The 18,450-nt window shown below is 66.9% G+C and carries 18 protein-coding genes; 7 read left to right on the forward strand and 11 right to left on the reverse strand.

The features are described 5' to 3' along the window. Positions 1-54: 54 nt before the first annotated feature. Entirely contained in the window at positions 55-408 is a 354-nt protein-coding gene (locus AC24R4_RS21485; RefSeq protein ID WP_487523597.1) for a hypothetical protein, read from the forward strand. A gap of 9 nt (positions 409-417) precedes the next feature. On the opposite strand, the gene AC24R4_RS21490 is transcribed toward AC24R4_RS21485, so the two are convergent. From AC24R4_RS21490 to AC24R4_RS21515, 6 genes are all read right to left on the reverse strand, one after another. Then, on the reverse strand, positions 418-1,563 hold the full coding sequence (locus AC24R4_RS21490) for a hypothetical protein (protein ID WP_487523598.1): 1,146 nt from the start codon (positions 1,561-1,563) through the stop codon (positions 418-420). Positions 1,564-2,189: 626 nt separating this feature from the next. Then, on the reverse strand, positions 2,190-3,068 hold the full coding sequence (locus AC24R4_RS21495; RefSeq protein ID WP_487523599.1) for an NAD(P)-dependent oxidoreductase: 879 nt from the start codon (positions 3,066-3,068) through the stop codon (positions 2,190-2,192). A gap of 188 nt (positions 3,069-3,256) precedes the next feature. Beyond that, the gene (locus AC24R4_RS21500) at positions 3,257-4,033 is read right to left on the reverse strand and encodes a DeoR/GlpR family DNA-binding transcription regulator (protein WP_400393901.1); all 777 of its coding nucleotides are present in this window, start codon (positions 4,031-4,033) and stop codon (positions 3,257-3,259) included. A 76-nt stretch (positions 4,034-4,109) separates the two neighbouring features. Beyond that, a complete protein-coding gene (gene pdxA, locus AC24R4_RS21505; RefSeq protein ID WP_400393902.1) occupies positions 4,110-5,111 on the reverse strand; it encodes a 4-hydroxythreonine-4-phosphate dehydrogenase PdxA in 1,002 nt (333 codons plus the stop codon). A 27-nt stretch (positions 5,112-5,138) separates the two neighbouring features. Further along, positions 5,139-6,359, reverse strand: a complete 1,221-nt coding sequence (locus tag AC24R4_RS21510; protein ID WP_400393903.1) for a four-carbon acid sugar kinase family protein — start codon at positions 6,357-6,359, stop codon at positions 5,139-5,141. Further along, positions 6,356-7,339 carry a 2-keto-3-deoxygluconate permease gene (locus tag AC24R4_RS21515; RefSeq protein ID WP_400393905.1) on the reverse strand — a complete coding sequence of 328 codons (984 nt, stop codon included), beginning with the start codon at positions 7,337-7,339 and terminating at the stop codon, positions 6,356-6,358. Before AC24R4_RS21515 ends, AC24R4_RS21510 begins: the two co-directional genes overlap by 4 nt. A gap of 224 nt (positions 7,340-7,563) precedes the next feature. Between AC24R4_RS21515 and AC24R4_RS21520 the strand changes: the two genes are divergently transcribed. Continuing rightward, complete coding sequence (locus AC24R4_RS21520) at positions 7,564-8,172, forward strand: glutathione S-transferase family protein (RefSeq protein WP_400393907.1); 609 nt, start codon at positions 7,564-7,566, stop codon at positions 8,170-8,172. Between the two features lie 211 nt (positions 8,173-8,383). On the opposite strand, the gene AC24R4_RS21525 is transcribed toward AC24R4_RS21520, so the two are convergent. After that, positions 8,384-9,190 carry an IclR family transcriptional regulator domain-containing protein gene (locus tag AC24R4_RS21525; RefSeq protein WP_400393909.1) on the reverse strand — a complete coding sequence of 269 codons (807 nt, stop codon included), beginning with the start codon at positions 9,188-9,190 and terminating at the stop codon, positions 8,384-8,386. Positions 9,191-9,361: 171 nt separating this feature from the next. Here AC24R4_RS21525 and AC24R4_RS21530 point away from each other — a divergent pair, with 171 nt between their 5' ends. After that, on the forward strand, positions 9,362-11,005 hold the full coding sequence (locus AC24R4_RS21530; RefSeq protein WP_400393911.1) for an acyl CoA:acetate/3-ketoacid CoA transferase: 1,644 nt from the start codon (positions 9,362-9,364) through the stop codon (positions 11,003-11,005). A gap of 75 nt (positions 11,006-11,080) precedes the next feature. Continuing rightward, positions 11,081-12,079: a Bug family tripartite tricarboxylate transporter substrate binding protein gene (locus tag AC24R4_RS21535; protein ID WP_400393912.1), complete on the forward strand. Its 999-nt coding sequence runs from the start codon at positions 11,081-11,083 to the stop codon at positions 12,077-12,079. 43 nt (positions 12,080-12,122) lie between these two features. Here the strand turns inward: AC24R4_RS21535 and AC24R4_RS21540 are convergent, their stop codons facing one another. Next, the gene (locus AC24R4_RS21540) at positions 12,123-12,335 is read right to left on the reverse strand and encodes a hypothetical protein (RefSeq protein ID WP_487523600.1); all 213 of its coding nucleotides are present in this window, start codon (positions 12,333-12,335) and stop codon (positions 12,123-12,125) included. Positions 12,336-12,607: 272 nt separating this feature from the next. Here AC24R4_RS21540 and AC24R4_RS21545 point away from each other — a divergent pair, with 272 nt between their 5' ends. After that, entirely contained in the window at positions 12,608-14,155 is a 1,548-nt protein-coding gene (locus tag AC24R4_RS21545) for a DEAD/DEAH box helicase (RefSeq protein ID WP_400396918.1), read from the forward strand. Between the two features lie 99 nt (positions 14,156-14,254). Here the strand turns inward: AC24R4_RS21545 and gluQRS are convergent, their stop codons facing one another. Together gluQRS and AC24R4_RS21555 are read right to left on the reverse strand one after the other, a co-directional pair. Next, a complete protein-coding gene (gluQRS, locus tag AC24R4_RS21550; RefSeq protein ID WP_487523601.1) occupies positions 14,255-15,133 on the reverse strand; it encodes a tRNA glutamyl-Q(34) synthetase GluQRS in 879 nt (292 codons plus the stop codon). A 12-nt stretch (positions 15,134-15,145) separates the two neighbouring features. Then, positions 15,146-16,078: a LysR family transcriptional regulator gene (locus AC24R4_RS21555; protein ID WP_066731515.1), complete on the reverse strand. Its 933-nt coding sequence runs from the start codon at positions 16,076-16,078 to the stop codon at positions 15,146-15,148. Between the two features lie 144 nt (positions 16,079-16,222). Here AC24R4_RS21555 and AC24R4_RS21560 point away from each other — a divergent pair, with 144 nt between their 5' ends. After that, positions 16,223-16,924 (forward strand): pirin family protein, encoded by a 702-nt coding sequence (locus AC24R4_RS21560; protein WP_153945522.1) that lies wholly within the window; start codon positions 16,223-16,225, stop codon positions 16,922-16,924. Positions 16,925-17,119: 195 nt separating this feature from the next. Then, complete coding sequence (locus AC24R4_RS21565; RefSeq protein ID WP_400391829.1) at positions 17,120-18,097, forward strand: CobD/CbiB family protein; 978 nt, start codon at positions 17,120-17,122, stop codon at positions 18,095-18,097. A 44-nt stretch (positions 18,098-18,141) separates the two neighbouring features. Here AC24R4_RS21565 and AC24R4_RS21570 read toward each other — a convergent pair whose 3' ends face one another. After that, the gene (locus tag AC24R4_RS21570; RefSeq protein WP_153945521.1) at positions 18,142-18,447 is read right to left on the reverse strand and encodes a putative signal transducing protein; all 306 of its coding nucleotides are present in this window, start codon (positions 18,445-18,447) and stop codon (positions 18,142-18,144) included. Positions 18,448-18,450: the final 3 nt, after the last annotated feature.

Consider the following 18,450-nt stretch of genomic DNA (forward strand, 5'->3'; position numbering starts at 1 on the left):
AGACGATAGTGGCCCCCGTCGGGACTTGCCGACCTAACCCACTAGGAGACCATCATGCGCATCATCCACGTCGACCAAAACAATCCGAACTTGCCGAGTCGCACGGGCAACCCCTCGGGTCGAGGCCGCGGCAACAACCCGCCGGGTGGCGGCAGCCGTGGCAATAATCCGCCAGCAAAGAGCGCCCAGAACCGGCCGAGCGACGGTCGTAGCCATCCGCCGGCGAAGAGCAATCCGAACTGGCCGAGCCGTACTGGCGAAGTTTCGGGCAAACACCGCGGCAACAACCTGCCGGGTGGCGGAAGTAGCAAACCTTCACCGGAGAAGGGCAATCCGAACTGGCCGAGCCGCACGGGCGAAAAGTCTGGCGGCGGCCGCGGTAACAACCCTCCGGCGAAGGGCAGGTAACGCGTTGAGCTACTGGTCGCTCGTGTCTTGCGCTGCCTTGGCGAGCTCTGCTACGACAGCGCTTTTTTCGCGGTGGAAGGCCAGCCAGTAGGGATAGCGGGCGGCCGCCCACGATTCAAAGTCAGAGTGGCCGAAGGGATAGGCGGGCCACGGCCAAAGTGCTGGTGGTTCTCCGTTCTCGCGCGTTATGGCTGATAGAGATTGACCGAGGTAGCCCAGTAAGTTGACGAGCTTCGCGGCGGTGAAGTGTCGGTACAGCATGTCCCGCGGGTCCAGCAGACCGTGCGCAGCCATCAGTGTCGTCAAGGTCTCGGGGTCCGGGAAATGCATTCCCGCACTCCATCTATACAGCGTTCCAATCTCCACGTCCGGCAAGCTACTGCAGCTATCGAGCATTGCTGATACCGTCGAAACCCCCAGGCGACGTTTTAGCTCGTCGAATAGCAGGCTGGTGGGGTTGCGTCCAGGGTTGGTCAGCGAGGGCAGAAGGCAGGCAAATTGAGGCGCCTCCAGCTCACGATTCTGGGAGTCATCGAGGTCCCAGGCGGCAAGCAACCCCAAGTGCGCGTCCAGAGCCATGGCGGCAGCCAGAGGAGATAGGGCTTGCAGGTTCGGAGCATTGCTTAGCGCCTCGCGCGCCTCCGGCCAAAGCAGGGTACTCAGCAAGGGGTGGTCGGTCATGAAGGTGGCGGCGCCAGGCATGTCGCCCGCCTCTACCAGTTGCTGGGCACGCCGGCCCGCACATTCCAGCACGACCAAGTGGCAATGTCGTCGCTGCCAGGCGTCCGGCTTAATGCCTAAACCGATAAACATGACCTCGACAAATGTCAGGGAATCCACGCGCTGCCTGGCATGTGCGCACCCCCCGACGGCCAGTTTCATGTCGTCAATGAAAGAGGGTACGCCCTCGGAGGAGCCAAGCTTGTCCAGTATTTCCTCGAGTGTCTTCGCAACAAGCTTTTCCTTCGGTTGGCCCTGGGCCATCCGCTTCAGACGCCGGAACTGATTCTCCAGGCCGTTCTCAGCATAGGCAGCTTGCAGGGACACGCCGAACAACTTGAAATAAACGTCCGGGAGAAAGGCAAACAGCCCAACCCGCGGGATGGGGGCTGGATGTCCTTCAAAGGGATAGCGAAACGAGACGTGCGTGGGCATCGGCAATTGCATCGTCGGACCAGGGTTGACTGCGCATGTTCGCTTAAGACCAAGCCTAACTCAAGGCGCCCCGGAACACCGCAACCATACCGTTCATCGACGAGCGGTTTGATGGGCACCGAGCATCCGGTACCGCTACGCGCCGGTATTGAGAAACGGGGCAGCGGCGAGCCTGAGTTCCCACGCCTGCACCCGGAGATAACTCAAGACCAAGGCAACGGCTGTTCTCATTGCAGGCCGCGCCTCGACCGGGCGCCTACAGACTTGGCTGTAAGCTGCAGAAAATCACTCTCCATCCGCTTGCATGGCTGGGTTTTCTTCTTTCAGTCGCGCACATGCACACAACTTTGTTCCGGCCAGTAGGTCGGTCTGATATGCTCATGTGCAGCCACTTTGCACAGGCGTGATTTTATAGTCGTATGTGCAGAGCCGTGTGCAATCGGATTTCTTATAGTCCTTTGATTTTATTGTTATTTTTTTCCGATGAGTTCGCAGTAACTAACTCATAATCCGTTGGTGCCGTGTTCGACTCACGGGAGGCCCACCATTGAAACAAAAAGGGGTTACGGTTGATGCCGTAACCCCTTTTTTTGATGAAATGCCGACGCTGCGCCGAATTTCGTCGTTCAGCCCCGTCCCGCCCGCCGCCGCGCTGTCAGTGCCAGTGCCGCCCAATCCTTGTGTCCGTCCCCATGGGCGATGGCCTCGATATGCGCGTCGCGCAGCGTGCTGGCCAGCGTCATCGGCACGTTGGCCTGCTCGCCCGCTTCCAGGGCCAGCCGGACGTCCTTGCCGCCCAGCGCCAGCTTGAAGCCGGCGGGCTCGAAGCGTTGTTCGGCGATCGCGCCGCCGTAGATCTTGTAGACCGGGGCGGCGAATACCGTGGCGGTGACCAGGTCCAGGAACGCGGCCGGATCGACCTCGTAACCCTGTGCCAGCGCCGCGCCTTCGCTCATGGCGCCAATCGCGGCGCCGATCATGAAATTCACGCCCAGCTTGACCGCGTTGGCCTGCTCGGGCTTGTCGCCAAAGATCCAGGTTTTCTGGCCCAGTATGTCGAACAGCGGCTGCACGGTGGCGAGCGCCTGGGGGTCGCCGGCGGCAAGGATATTCAGCTGGCCGGCCTCGGCCACGTTGACGCGGCCCAGTACCGGCGCCGCGACATAGGCCACGCCTCGCGCCGCGTGCAGCGCGGCGAGTTCGCGCGCCAGCGCTACCGAGACGGTGCCCATGTTGATATGGATGGCGCCACGGGCCAGCGCGTCGAGCGCACCGCCGCCGAGGATGGTGTCGCGCGTGGCGGTGTCGTCGGCCAGCATCGTGATCAGCACCTGGGCGCCATGGGCGGCGTCGGCAGCCGTGGTGGCGCCTTGCGCGCCCTGCGCGACGAGCTTGTCGACGGGGCCGGGCGAGCGGTTCCAGGCGCGTACCGAATGGCCGGCCTTGAGCAGGTTTGCGGCCATCGGCAGCCCCATCGTGCCGAGTCCAAGGAAAGCGATTTGCATGACGGCCTCCATCGTGTGCTTGCGTGCGTCTTACGGATATTGCTTGCCGACGTGCGTCGGGATACACGTGCGGGCAGGCCGCAAGTTAGCACGCGCGCGCGCCGGGCGTATTAGCCCTGCTGCGGGTGCGGGATGCCGATCCGGCGCGACACCCGCCATCGCCGCCATCGCCGCCGATCACATCGCGGCTACTCGGCCACCGCCACCTTCACCTGCTTCAGCGCGTGAAACGGCTCAAGCTGGGCCGGCGTGGCCTCGGCGTCGGTGATCAGTGTCCAGGCGCGCTCCAGCGGGGTCCAGTGCTGCTGGCGGGCGCGGCCGAGCTTGGTGGAATCGACCAGCACGAAGATGTCGGCGGCCTGGCGGATGATGCATTCCTTCAGGTAGGCCTGTTCCGCGCTGGCTTCGCACAGGCCCACGCCGGCCACCACGCCGTCGGCGCCCAGGAATGCCTTGTCGACGCTGATGCGTGACAGCGCCACCTGCGCCAGCGGCCCGAACGTGCCCATGCTCGACGGGCGCACATCGCCGCCGATCAGTGTGACGCGGACCTTGGGCAGGCCCGCCAGCGCGGTCACGGCCAGCAGATTCGTGGTGTAGACGTGCAGGTCTTCGCGGGCGGCCAGCAGGCGGGCCAGCGCGGCGGCCGTGGTGCCGCTGTCCAGCAGCACCGCGTCGCCGTCCTGCACGAAGCTTGCCGCCAGGCGGGCGATGGCTTCCTTCTGGTCGCGCTGCAGGGCCTTGCGTTCCTCCAGCGATGCCTCGGGTTCGTGGCCGCCCACCTGCATCAGCGCGGCGGCGCCGCCGTAGGTGCGCACGATGCGGCCTTCGCGCGCCAGCGCGGTCAGGTCGCGGCGCACGGTGGCCTCGGACACGCCAAGGCTCGCGGTCAGGCGGTCGACGTTGGCGTCTTCCCCCGCAAGCACGAGTTCGAGGATGGCGCGGCGGCGGTCGGCGGCTTTCATGAGCGAGACAGGAAAAAGGGGATCGAAAAACGATCCCCGATCTTACAGCAGTGCAGGCGCGGTCAAACGGCGGGGATCACGCGCGCCGCGTGGCCAGTTCCGCGCCCTGGCGCAGCGCTTCGAGCAGGCTGCGCTCGTCGGCGATGCCCTTGCCGGCGATGTCGAACGCGGTGCCGTGGTCAACCGACGTGCGGATGACCGGCAGGCCGACGGTGATGTTCACGCCGGCTTCCAGGCCCAGCACCTTCACGGGACCATGGCCCTGGTCGTGGTACATCGCCACCACCAGGTCGAAATCGCCCCGGCCGGCGCGATAGAACAGCGTATCGGCCGGCAGCGGGCCCTCCACATCCACGCCCTGCGCGCGCAGGGCCTCCACGGCCGGGATGATCTTCTGCTCTTCCTCGCCCTGGCCGAACAGGCCGTTCTCGCCGGCGTGCGGGTTGATGCCGCACACGCCAATGCGCGGTGCGGCAATGCCGGCGCGCTTGAGCGTGGTGTTGCCGCGCTCGATCGTGCGCTGCACCAGGCCTGGCTCGATCTTGCGGATGGCGTCCATCAGGCCGATGTGGGTGGTCACGTGGATCACGCGCAGCTTCGGCGCCACCAGCATCATCGACACCTCGGGCGTGCCGGTCAGGTGCGCCAGCATCTCGGTATGGCCCGGGAACTTGTGGCCGCCGGCGTGCAGTGCCTCCTTGTTCAGCGGCGCGGTGCAGATCGCGTCGATCTTTTCCTGCTGCGTCAGTTGCACGGCGCGCTCGATATAGCGGAACGCGGCGTCGCCAGCCACGGCCGACAGCTTGCCGAACGGCAGGTCTTCCGGGATCAGGCCCAGGTCGATGCAGTCGATCGTGCCCATTTCGAAGCGGGCTTCGTCGGGCGATGCGATGGCGCGCACCTTGAGCGTCGAGTTGACCAGGCGGCCGGCCTGCTCCAGCCGGCGCGCGTCGCCGATGACCAGCGGGCGGCACTGGGCGTAGACGCTCTCGTGCGCCAGGCTCTTGACGATGACTTCGGGGCCAATGCCCGTGGCATCACCCATCGTGATGCCGATAACCGGAATGTAGTCGCTCATTTGTCCTTGTCCCGTTTGGTGGGGAAATCAGTCCTGGCGCATGGCTTGCCAGGCAAGCCAGAGCGCGGCGTCGGTGCCGAACGCGCCCGCCTTGGTGGCGATGCGGCGCGTGGGGCCCGAGAGGGTTTCGGATAGCGGCACGCCGGCTTCCACCTCGCGCTTCAGCGTGAGGGCGCCGATGCCGGCGGCTGCCAGCATCGCACGTGCCGTTTCGCCGCCGGTGGCGATCAGCCCGCCGACGTGCGCAAAGTAGGGTAATACCAGCTGGGCCAGTGCGGCGGACAGCTGCGGCCCTTCGGCCGGGTCGAATGCGTCGTCGCGGCCGATGCTGACCAGCAGGTCGCGGCCCGCCATCAGGCAGTCGGCAACCGACTGTTGCGACGCGATCCATGCCGCGTGGTTCGCGCCGTCGCGCAGCGCCTGCGGCGGCACCACCAGCGCGTCGATGCCGGCCTGTTCGCAAAGATAGGTGGCCTGCCTGCCCGACACGCCGGACATGCTGCCCACCAGCGTCAGCACCGGGCCTTCGTGGCCCGGTGCCGGGGTCGGGGCGTCCACGCCCCGCACCGGTGCCGCCGCCGACAGCGCGCGCGCCAGGCCGCCCGAGCCCACCCAGAACACCGGCGTGGCCAGGTCGATCGATGCCTGCGCCAGCGTGAGCAGATCGGCTTCGATTTCCGCATCGCAGACCACGGCCTGATAGCCCTCGGTCTGCCAGCCTGCCAGTTGAGACTGCACGGCGGCCAGGCCGGCGCGCAGCGTGTACAGCGAAATGCGCGCGGTGCGCAGGCCCTGGGCTTCGAGCAGCGCCACCATGTCGGCGGGGCCGGTCAGCCCTTCCAGGCGCCAGATGTCGGTGTTTTCAAGCGGCTGGCCGTTGACGAACATCCGGCCGTCGCGCGTGGCGCGGCCCATGGCTGGAAAGGCGGGGGCGACGACGGCCAGGCCGGCCACCGGCTGCAGCGCGGCCGTTTCGGCCGCCCAGTTGCCGCGCAGGGTCGAATCGATCTTCTTGTAGAGCCGGCGGTGGGCGGCAGTGCCGCAGCGCCAGGCCTCGAGATTGCGCGCGGCGGCGTCGGCCGGCGCGAGGCGGCGGCTATCGACGTCGGCGGCGACCACATCGGCACCGCCGACTTCCACGGCGGCCGCCGCATCCAGCGTCACGACCGTGCGCGCGCCATGCACGGCAAAGCCGATGGCGCAGTCTGCCGCGCCGGACAGGTCGTCGGCGATGATGAGCCAGCTCATGCGGCGGTCCTGGCCATGGCGGCGTTCGTGCGCCGTGCCACGCGACGCGCCACGAAGGCGGTCAGCAGCGGGGTCAGCACCGCAGTCACCACCACGCAGGCGGCCACCAGGATCGTGGCGTGCTTGGCGGCCTCGCTGTAGGCCGGGTTGGCGGCCGCCACCAGGGTTGGCACGGCTGCCGCGTTGCCAGCGGTGCTGGCGGCCGCCACGCCCGCCACGCCGGTGCCGCCGCTCAGGCGGTCGGCGATATAGAGCGCGAAGCCCGTCACCACGACCACGGCAACCCCCAGGCCCAGGCCCAGCATGCCGGCCTGCCATACCTTGTGCAGGTCCAGGCCAGCGCCCAGCGCCAGCGCGAAGAACGGAATCATCACCGGCACGGCCTTGCTCAGGAATTCGCGCATCTCGCGGTCCAGATTGCCCAGGATCATGCCCAGCATCAGCGGCAGGATGCTGCCGACCAGCGTCGGCCACGGGAAGGCCGACAGGCCCGCCACGCCCAGCGTGACCATGGTCAGGAACGGGCCCGATTCCAGCGACATGATCGAGTAGGCGCCCACGTCCTCGGGCTTGCCGTACTGGCCCATCAGGGCCATGTACAGGCCGCCGTTGGTGTCATTCATCGCCGCCACCACGGCCAGCGTGGACAGGCCGGCGAACATGCCGGCGCTGATTGGCGCCTCGCCCAGGAAGTGGCCCAGGATCACGCCCAGCAGCATGGCCGTGCCCACCTTGGTGGCAAACAGCACGCCGCCCTTCTTCACGATGTAGGGGGTGGCCTTGACGCTGATGCTGGCGCCCATGCAGACGTAGAACACGGCCAGGATGGGCAGCGCGCCGGTGAACAGGGCGTTGGTGAACGACCCGAAGAACTTCGGACCCTCGGGGGCAAACGTTGCAACCAGCGAACCGATCAGCAATGGCACGATCATCATGCCGCCCGGCACGCGCTCGATGGCGCGCTTGATATGAATCTGCATCGTCGTCTCCTGCCGCGTGCGGTGCGGCAACTGTGTGTTTTGCGCAGGCGTTTGATCGAATCGATCAAACGTGGGGCGAAGTGTAGGTCAAACGATCGATTTTGACCAGTTCGATCAGAAAAATGATTGAAATGGTCATTCGGTCACACTACGCCGGCGCAGCACCGGTTGCGCTATCGTATGGCTCCCGCTTTTCCCTTGTCCGTATTGAAACTGGAGCCCCCATGAGACTGATCGGCATGCTCGATTCCCCCTACGTGCGCCGCGCCGCGATCACGCTGCGGCTGCTGGGGTTGCCCTATGCGCTGGAGCAGGTGTCAGTGTTTCGCACCTTCGAGCAGTTTCGCGCGATCAATCCGGTGGTCAAGGCCCCCAGCCTGGTGTGCGACAACGGCGTGGTCCTGATGGATTCGACGCTGATCATCGACTACGCCGAGGCGCTGGCCGGCCGCAGCCTGATGCCGGTAGACCTGGCGGCGCGCCAGCGCGCACTGCGCATCGTCGGCCTGTCGCTGGCAGCGTGCGAGAAGGCGGTGCAGCACGTGTACGAGCACAACCTGCGTCCCACCGACAAAGTGCATCAGCCGTGGGTGGAGCGCGTGGATGGCCAGTGCGCCAGCGCGTTCGCGCTGCTCGAAGACGAGATGAAATCGGTGCGGCTGCCGGTGGCGGAGCAGGACCTCGATCAGGCCGGCCTGACGGCGGCCGTGGTGTGGACGTTCACGCAGGCCTTGCTCCCGGGCAGGGTCGATCCGGCGGCGCATCCGGCGCTGGCCGCGTTCACCACGGCGGTCGAGACGTTTCCGGCCTTCCGGGCACTGCCGCACGCCTGAATGCCAAATGTGATGCATTGACCGATCAAGCGCATGGAATCGTGCGCCGATTGTGCGATACCCCACCAAATCCCCCACAAACGGGTGATGTGGCGCTAGTCGCCTTGCATCACGATACGCGGCGGGGCGACAGGATCCTTGCCCCGCTACCACTTCTGCCCCGCGACCTCCCCGGCCAGCGGGGCTTTTTCCTTGTGGGGCCGACGGGCAGTTACCGCGCCTTCAGGATGGCCTCGATCTGCGCGGCCGCGTGGCGCAGCGGCGCCAGGTAGTGCTGTTCCAGATAGGCCTGGTCGCGGCTGCCCAGCACCATGCTCAGGCCCAGGCCGGCCACCACCTTGCCGGCCTGGTCGGTCAGCGGCACCGAGATGCCGGCAAATCCATCGACCAGTTCGCTGACCAGCGCGCAATAGCCATTGGCGCGCACTTCCGCCAGCTTGCGCGCGAGCGCAGAGCGGGAACTGATCGTGAACGGCGTCAGCTTGCGCAGGTCGGCGCGGTCCAGATAGGCGGTCAGGGCCTCGTCGTCGAGCCCGGCCAGCAGCACGCGCCCCAGCGAGTGCGCGTAGGCCGGCATGCGGCGGCCAATCGCCATGTCCACGCGCAGCAACTGGCTGGGCTCCTCGCGCGCCACCAGCACCACCGACTCGTGATCCAGCATGCCGACCGAGCAGCTTTCGCCGGCTTCGGCGCACAGCGCCTGCAGATAGGGACGCGCCAGCTGCGGCAGGTTCATCGACGCAAAGTAGGCATAGCCGAGGTCCATGACCCGGGGCGTCAGCACGAACTGGCGGCCCTGCTGGGCCACGTAGCCGTTGTGCGCCAGCGTGAGCAGCAGGCGGCGGGCGGCGGCACGCGTCACGTCCAGTTGATCCGCCACATCCTGCATGGTCAGGCGCTCGCTGCCGCTGGCGAACAGGCGCAGCAATGCCAGGCCCTTGGTCAGGGAGTCGAGCAGTTCCTCCTTCCTGGGGGTGTCGAGGGCATCTTCGGTGGTCTGGGCGTTGCTGCGCGGCATGTCGGGATGGAACGGGTCGAAGGGGTCGAAGGGACCGAAATAAGGGGGGTCTGCGGGTCAGACCCGACTTGCGTCCGGCCGTCCGATCCGTATGATAGATGTTCCGCGAACATTTGTTCGCAAAACGTGGATCCGTAGAAACCACGACAGAACAAGACTCAGGAGACGGCAATGAAGGTGATCACCACCGCGCAGGCGGCAGAACTCGTCCAGACCGGCTGGACCGTGGCCAGTGCGGGGTTTGTGGGCGCCGGCCATGCCGAGGGCGTGACCGAGGCGCTGGAGCAACGCTTTCTGCGCGATGGGCTGCCGCGCGACCTGACGCTGGTCTATTCCGCAGGGCAGGGCGACCGTGGCGCGCGCGGGGTGAATCACTTCGGCAATGCCGGCATGACGCGCGCCATCGTCGGCGGGCACTGGCGTTCGGCCACGCGCCTGGCCACGCTGGCCATGAACGAGGATTGCGAAGGCTTCAACCTGCCGCAGGGCGTGCTTACGCACCTGTATCGGGCCATCGCCGGGGGCAAGCCCGGTGTGCTGACAAAGATCGGCCTGCACACGTTCGTGGACCCCCGCACGGCGCACGACCCGCGCTACCACGGTGGCGCCGTCAACCAGCGCGCCCGCGACGCCATTGCGGCGGGCACCGCGAACTGGGTCGAGGCGGTGGAGTTCCGGGGCGACGAATACCTGTTCTATCCAAGCTTCCGCATCGATTGCGCGCTGATCCGCTGCACGGCGTCGGACCCGCGCGGCAACCTGAGCACCCATCGGGAGGCGTTCCACCACGAACTGCTGGCCATGGCGCAGGCGGCCCACAACTCTGGCGGCATCGCGATCGCGCAGGTCGAATCGATCGTCGATTATCACGAGACGCTGCAGGCCATTCACGTGCCCGGCATCCTGGTGGATTACGTGGTGGTCAGCGAGCAGCCCGCGCATCACCAGATGACGTTTGCCGAGACGTACAACGATGCCTACGTGCGCCCGTGGCGCGGCGAGCGTGCCGATGCCGCCGAGAAGGCGAAGGAAGCGCAATCGCTGCCGGCCGCATCGGCCGCGCTGGACGCGCGCACCATCGTGCAGCGCCGCGCCGTGATGGAACTGGCCGCGCGCCGGCCCCGCGTGGTGAACCTGGGCGTGGGCATGCCGGCCGCCGTGGGCGCGCTGGCACACCAGGCCGGGCTCGACGGCTTCACGCTGACTGTCGAGGCCGGCCCCATCGGCGGCACGCCGGCCGATGGCCTGAGCTTTGGCGCGTCGGCCTATCCCGAGGCCGTGGTCGACCAGCCGGCGCAATTCGATTTCTACGAGGGCGGCGGCATCGACCTGGCCATCCTCGGCCTTGCCGAACTCGACGGCCACGGCAACGTGAACGTGAGCAAGTTCGGCGAAGGGGAGGGCGCGCTGATCGCCGGCGTGGGCGGCTTCATCAACATCACCCAGAGCGCCCGCGCGGTGGTCTTCATGGGCACGCTGACGGCCGGCGGGCTGGAGATCCGCGCGGAGGACGGCGCGCTGCGGATCGTCAAGGAAGGGCGCGTCAGGAAGATCGTGCCCGAGGTCTCGCACCTGAGCTTCAATGGCCCGTACGTGGCGTCGCTGGGCATTCCCGTGCTGTACGTGACCGAGCGCGCGGTGTTCGAGATGCGCGCCGATGCCAACGGCGATGCGCGCCTGACGCTGGTGGAAATCGCGCCGGGGGTCGATCTGCAGCGCGATGTGCTCGACCAGTGCGCCACCCCCGTGGCGGTGGCGGACGACCTGCGCACGATGGACGCGCGGCTGTTCCGGCCGGGGCCAATGCGGCTCTGAGCGCGATTCAAGAAATTACTAAAACGATTACGAGAAAGCGGCCCGCTGTACCGGGCCGATATTGGAGGAAGCACTGTGCAACACCGTCGTCAATCCCGTCGTCTGGCGCTGTCCGCGCTGGCCCTGGCAGCCGTGCTGCCGTTTGCATCGGCGTCCGCGCTGGCGCAGCAGCACTACCCGGACAAGCCGATTCGCCTGGTGGTGCCGTTCCCGGCGGGCGGCCCGACCGACACCGCCGCGCGCATCATCGGCCAGAAGATGGGCGAGACGCTGAAGCAGACCATCGTCATCGACAACCGTCCCGGTGCCTCGGGCACCATCGGCACCGAAACGGTGGCCAAGGCGGCGCCCGATGGCTACACGCTGGTGATGCTGGCCACGCCCACGCTGCTGGCGCCGCACCTGCTGCCGCGCAAGAGCTACGACATCTTCAAGGACTTCACGCCGGTGGGTAACGCCTACGAACTCCCGATCGTGATGGTCGTGAACCCGCAGTCGCTGCCCGATGTGACCGACCTGCAGTCGTACATCGCCAAGGCCAAGGCTGCCCCCGGCAAGATGAACTACACCAGCGCCGGCAACGGCAGCTTTGGCCATCTGTCGACCGAACTGCTGAAGAACCTGGGCCACTTCGACGTGCAGCACGTGCCGTACAAGGGGAGCGCACCGGCGATTTCGGACCTGCTGGCCGGCCAGGTGCCGATGATGTTCTCGGACATGATCGCCGCGCTGCCGCATATCAAGGCCGGCAAGCTGCGCCCGATCGCGGTGGGGTCGAGCAAGCGCGTCACGTTTGCCCCGGAAGTAAAGACCGTGGCCGAGCAGGGCTTCCCGGGCTTCGACGCGTCGTCGTGGGGTGGCCTGCTGGTGCCGGCCGGCACGCCCAGGGACGTGGTGGCCAAACTGTCCGACGCGCTCAAGGGCGCGCTGGCCGATCCGACCGTGCAGCAGAAGATGCTGGGCGCCGGCACCGTGGCGTCGTACCTGCCGTCGGACCAGCTTGCCGCGCGCATGCAGAACGACTATGCCAAGTGGGGCAAGGTCATCAAGGACAACAACATCAAGAGCGACTAAGGGCTGTCTGAAGCGGTTTTTAGACCGGCTCGCTTGATGCGGGTCAGACGGCGCGCAGTTTCCAGCGCTCGGCCCAGTGCCAGCCGTCGCCGTGGGCGATGGCTTCCGATTCGGGGCGGATGCCCCGGCCCTGGCCGACCGTGTCGACGGTCAGCCCGGCGCCCAGGCCAAAAAAGTGACTGGAGGTGCGCAGGAAACTGCGGCGGGTGGCGTCGGAGGGGGGTGTGGCGGGCAGCGAGGGGAGGCGGGTCGTCATGGCGGAAGGCTTCGGGTGTCCCTGTATGGACATGGCCGGGCGATATCCTCGCCAGCTTTTGTGACGCGTTGTTGACATTTCATTGACATGTCAGACACCGAGACTGCCCTTCCGTCCCCGTGTGCGCCCCCGGACTCTGGTGGTAGAATCCAAGTCTTTGATTTTCCGGGCAATTCATCTTTTCGCGCGTTTTCCGCCGCGCGCCGCCCGTTGAACCGTACCAGACGCGTGTCCGTTGCCTCGGCTCCGCGCCCTGCACAGACACCTCATTGATGACGATGACCAACACCCCAGACCAGACCCCAGCCGCAGAGCAGACGTTCGAAAGCTTCGGGCTGGACGCACGCATCCTGCGTGCCTTGTCCGACCAGGGCTACACCAAGCCCACGCCGATCCAGGCACAGGCCATTCCGGTGGTGCTGCTGGGCAAGGACGTCATGGGCGCCGCACAGACCGGCACCGGCAAGACCGCCGGCTTTGCCCTGCCGATCATCCAGCGCCTGCTGCCGATGGCCAACGCCAGCGCGTCGCCGGCGCGCCACCCGGTGCGTGCGCTGATGCTGACGCCCACGCGCGAACTGGCCGACCAGGTCTACGACAACGTGGCGCGCTACGCGCAGCACACCGACCTGCGCAGCACCGTGGTGTTCGGTGGCGTGGACATGAATCCGCAGACCGACGCGCTGCGCCGTGGCGTGGAAATCCTCGTGGCCACGCCGGGCCGCCTGCTCGATCACGTGCAGCAGAAATCGGTGAACCTGTCGCAGGTGCAGATGCTGGTGCTGGACGAGGCCGACCGCATGCTCGACATGGGCTTCCTGCCCGATCTGCAGCGCATCATCAACCTGCTGCCGGCGCAACGCCAGACGCTGCTGTTCTCGGCCACGTTCTCGCCCGAGATCAAGAAGCTGGCGTCGAGCTACCTGAAGCAGCCGGTGACGATCGAAGTGGCGCGCAGCAACTCGACCAACGAGAACGTGCGCCAGGTGGTCTATTCCGTGCCGGACGGCCACAAGCAGGCCGCCGTGGTGCACCTGCTCAAGCAGCGTGCCGCCGGGCAGCAGTCGAAGCAGTGCATCGTGTTCGTGAACAGCAAGATCGGCTGCTCGCGGCTGGCACGCCATCTGGAACGCGAAGGCATCAACGCCGCCGCCATCCATGGCGACAAGACGCAGACCGAGCGCATGCAGACGCTCGACGGCTTCAAGAGCGGCACGATCGATGCGCTGGTGGCCACCGATGTGGCCGCGCGCGGCCTGGACATCCCGGCCATGCCGTGCGTGATCAACTTCGACCTGCCGTTCAGCGCCGAGGATTACGTCCACCGGATCGGCCGTACCGGTCGTGCCGGCGCCAGCGGCGATGCGCTGTCGATCCACGTGCCGGGCAACGATGACCGCCTGCTGGCCGATATCGAGAAGCTGATCAAGCGCAGCGTGCCGCGCGGCACGCTCGAAGGCTTCGACCCGACCGGCGAGCGTGCGCGCCAGGAAGAATCGGACCGCCGCCGCCAACGCTCGGACGTGCGCCGTGCGCGCGACAACGGCGGTGCCGGTGCCACGGGTGGCGCAGCCGGTGCGGCCGGTGGCAGCGGCGAGCGCGACGAATCGGCCCCGCGCCGCCGTCGTACCGAACCCAATGGCCGGCCGGCGTTCCGTCCGTCGGACGATCCGTTCTTCTCGCGTCCGTACGAGCCGTCGGGCAACTACACGCCGGCGCCGAAGGCCGAGGATCAGCTGGCCGCCGCGCTTACGCGTGGCCGTCAGGCGCCCAAGCGCCCGGTGGCGGCGTTGCTGGGCGGTGCGCCGCGCAAGTCGTAAGATCGCAAAGGCTTTACAAGCAAAATGGCCCGCGTTGTGCGGGCCATTTTCATTTCGGGCGATGAAGGTCGGGTCGGGTTCGATGGGCGGCTTGCTGCCTCACCGATCCAGCCACTGTTCCGCCCACTGCTCCGTGGCCGCCGCCAGCCAGGCTGTGACCGATGCTTCTCCGTTCACGATGCCCAGGTGCGCGCCGGCTTGCCGCAGCGCATCCAGCGGTGCGGCCGTGTCCAGCGCCTGCGCGCCGCTTTGCTTGCTCAGTTTTTCGCCCATCGCGTTGACCACCACGGGCACGTGCAGGTACGACGGCGTGGGCAGGCCCAGCAGGTGCTGCAGATGGATCTGGCGCGGCGTGGAGTCGAGCAGGTCGGCGCCGCGCACGATGTGGGTGATGCCCTGTTCGGCATCGTCGACCACGACGGCCAGCTGATACGCCCAAAGCCCGTCGGCCCGGCGCAGCACGAAATCGCCAAGCTCCGTTTCCAGGTTCTGGCACTGGCGCCGCTGCCAGCGATCGTCAAAGCAGATCGTGGCCGCCGGGCCGTCTGGCACGCGCACGCGCCAGGCGCGCGGCAGCTTGCCATGCAGGCCATTGCGGCAGGTGCCCGGATAACCGAGCGTCTGGTGCCGTTCGCGCACGTGGATGAGCGAATCGGCGATTTCCTTGCGGGAGCAGCCGCATGGATAGAGGCTGCCGGCGGCGTCCAGTTGCCGCAGTGCCTCGGCATAGCGCGACTCGCGGCGGCTTTGCCAGACCGGCGGCTCGTCGGGCCGCAGACCCAGCGCGTCAAGTGTGCGCAGGATGCCGGTGTCGGCATCCTTCACGCAGCGCGGGTAGTCGATGTCCTCGATCCGCACGAGCCAGTCGCCGCCATGGGCGCGCGCGTCGAGCCAGCTGGCCAGCGCGGTCACCAGCGAACCGAGATGCAGCGGGCCGGTGGGAGAGGGGGCGAAGCGCCCCCGGTAACGTTGCGGCATGGTGCGACGGACTTACTCGAACGACTCCGGTTGCTGCGGCGCCTGCTGCATCAACGCCTGCGCCAGGCGGGGATCGTCGAGCTTGCTGGACCACCATTGCAGCGCCTTGCCGCGGGTGTTGGTGCGCCATGCCACCTTGAAGTTGCCGGGGGCGCGCACTTCCACGGTTTCGCGCACCTGCAGCACGCCGCTTTCGATATGCGGCTGCGCCATCGGCGCGGGCAGCCAGCCGCAGCCCAGGCCGCGGATCTGCGCTTCGAGCTTGTCGCGCATGGTGGGCACCACCAGCACGTCCTGGCCGGCCAGCACGCCATGGGTGCGCGCGGGCAGGTTGCGCGACGTATCGCCCACGGCCACAATGCGGTGCTTGGCAATCTGGATCGTCGTGAGCGGGCCTTCCTCGGTGGCCAGCGGATGATGCGCGGCCACGGCGAAGACAAACGGAATCGTGCCCAGCGGCCGCACCTGGAAGCCCTGGGTGCTCGGAATCTCGTACGCGCCGCCGATGATCAGGTCGGCCCGGTTGCTGACCAGCGCATCCCAGGTGCCGCCCAGCACTTCCTTGGCAAAGCGCAGCCGGGTGGCCGTGTTCTCGGCGTAGAAGTCCTGGATGACGGGCAGCAGGGCCCGGAAATTGACCAGATCGTCCACGGCGATATTCAGGCTGGCCTCCCAGCCGGTGGCCAGGCGCTTGACGCGCCGTGCCAGGTCGTCGGCCGCATGCAGCAGGTGGCGGCCTTCGTCCAGCAGCGCGCGGCCCGCCGGCGTCAGTTCGGCCCGGTGCCGGCGGCGGTCGAACAGCAGTACGTCGAGGTCTTCCTCGAGCTTGCGCACCACATAGGTCAGCGCGGAGGGCACCTTGCCCATTTCGTGAGCGGCGGCCGCAAAACTGCCTTTGCGCTCGATGGCGTCAAGGACTTCAAGGGATTCGAGTGACAGGGGCATATTCAGAATTTCTGAACAAGTGCTTCTAACGCGGTGCCCGCCAATATACTCCCGCTCCCCTAAACTGCCTAGCATCGAAACGCCGCCGGGCCCGCAGCCAAGAGCTGACGGGTTCGATTCCAGGCCACAAGGAGGGCCATCAAAATGATTGAAATCCGTAAGTCTGAAGATCGCGGTTATGCAGACCATGGCTGGCTCAAGTCGTACCATACGTTCTCGTTTGCCGACTATTACGACCCGCGCCATATCCAGTTTGGCCCGCTGCGTGTGATCAACGAGGACCGTGTCGCGCCCGGCATGGGCTTTGGCACCCATGGCCATCGCGACATGGAAATCATCAGTTATGTGCTGGAAGGTGAACTTGCCCACAAGGACAGCATGGGCAACGGCAGCGTCATCCGTCCGGGCGACGTGCAGCGCATGAGCGCGGGCACCGGCGTACGCCACTCCGAGTACAACCATGCGGCAGATGCCACGACGCACTTCCTGCAGATCTGGATCATGCCGAACCAGCAGGGCATCGAGCCGGGCTACGAGGAAAAGACCTTCGACGCCACCGAAAAGCGGGGCCGCCTGCGCCTGGTGGGCAGCCCGGACGGCGCCGACGGCTCGGTGGTGATCCATCAGGACGTGCGACTGTTTGCCGGCCTGATCGACGGTGACGAAGCGGCCACGCTGGCGCTGCAGCCGGGGCGCCAGGCCTACGTGCATGTGGCGCGGGGCCGGGTGACGGTCAATGGCCAGCCGCTGGAAACAGGCGACGCCGCCAAGCTGGCCGGCGAGGATGCCGTAAGCCTGGAAAAGGGCGCCGACGCCGAAGTGCTGGTATTCGACCTGCCGGCGTGACCGGTGAAGGTAACTGCAAACGCCCGCCGCCCTGGCGGGCGTTTGCATTGCACGGCCGCCCGTTGCGCGGCCGTCAGTTGTTTACCCGTAACCAGTGCTTACAGGTACTTGGAACACTTGCCGCTATGCTATCGTCTGGCCTATCCGGCATGCGACCGCCGCGGCACACGCCGTGCGCCGATTAATCGTCACGCGATGACCTTCGTATCCATTCTCCTGGCGCTGATTGCCGAACAATTCCGGGCGCTCGGCCGGAACAATCCCATCTACGACATCGTGCGTGTGCTGGGTGACCGTGCCGAGCACGCCTTCGACACCGGTCGCCCGCGCGACGCCGCGCTGGCGTGGCTCACCGTTGTGCTGCCGCTCACGCTGGCCGTGGTGTTCGTCCATTACCTGCTGGCATCGATCAGCGTGGCCCTGACCCTGGTCTGGAACGTCCTGCTGCTGTACCTGACGCTGGGTTTCCGCCAGTTCAGCCATTACTTCACCGACATTCACGAGGCGCTGAACCGGGACGACCTGCATACCGCCCGCACGCTGCTGCATGAATGGACCGGGCTCGACACGCTGGAAATGCCCGTCAGCGAGATTGTCCGCCACACGCTGGAAGCGGCCATCGTGGCCGTGCACCGCCATGTGTTCGGGGTGTTCTTCTGGTTCCTGGTGCCGATCGGCCCCGGCGGCGTGGTGCTGTATCGCACGGCCGAATTCCTGAATCGCCAGTGGAACACGCCATCGAACGAACGCAGCCCGGCGCTGGGGCGATTCGCCGCGCGCGCGTTCTACGTGCTGGACTGGGTGCCGTCGCGGCTGACGTCGATCGGGTTTGCGATCGTCGGCAATTTCGAGGACGCGGTCTACGCGTGGCGCAACCACGCGCCCAAGTGGAACGACGCGGTCAACGGCATCCTGCTGGCCAGTGGCGGCGGGGCGCTCGGCGTGCGGCTGGGCCAGCCGCTGGCCGAAGAGGATTCGAGCGTCATGCTGCGCACCAGCCTGGCTGGCGTGGACTACGCGCCCGGCATGAGCGAGGCCGAGCCGGTGCCGCCCGAGTTTGGCGCGGACCCCGGCGTCCGTACGCTGCAGTCGGCGGTGGGCCTGGTCTGGCGTGCCGTGATCCTGTGGATGTTGCTGCTGGCGATGATCTCGCTGGCCCTCTGGGTGGGCTGACGCCAGACGGACAAGGAAAAAGCGCCACGGTCGTGGCGCTTTTTTTATTCCCGGTGCGCGCCGCAGTGCCAGCATGCGGCGAATTGCGCCTCGTGCCATTCGCCGCAGCGGTGGCATTGCCAGCGTGGCCCCGGCGCGGGATTGGCCGCCGCATTGAGCGCGGCCCAGGCGTCGGCCTCGGCCGCGTCGTCAAGAATCCAGACCTGCGGGGCGCTTTCATTGAGCGGGATATCGCCCGCCGCGCCCGCAAGCCAGGTGTTGCGGACTTCCGCGCGGATGCCGGCGGCATCCAGCACGTTCTGGCAATGCGCGGCATGGACCAGCGAAGGCGTCCTCAGCAGCAGTTTCATGAT

This window comes from Cupriavidus sp. CER-90 (genome assembly GCF_057652055.1).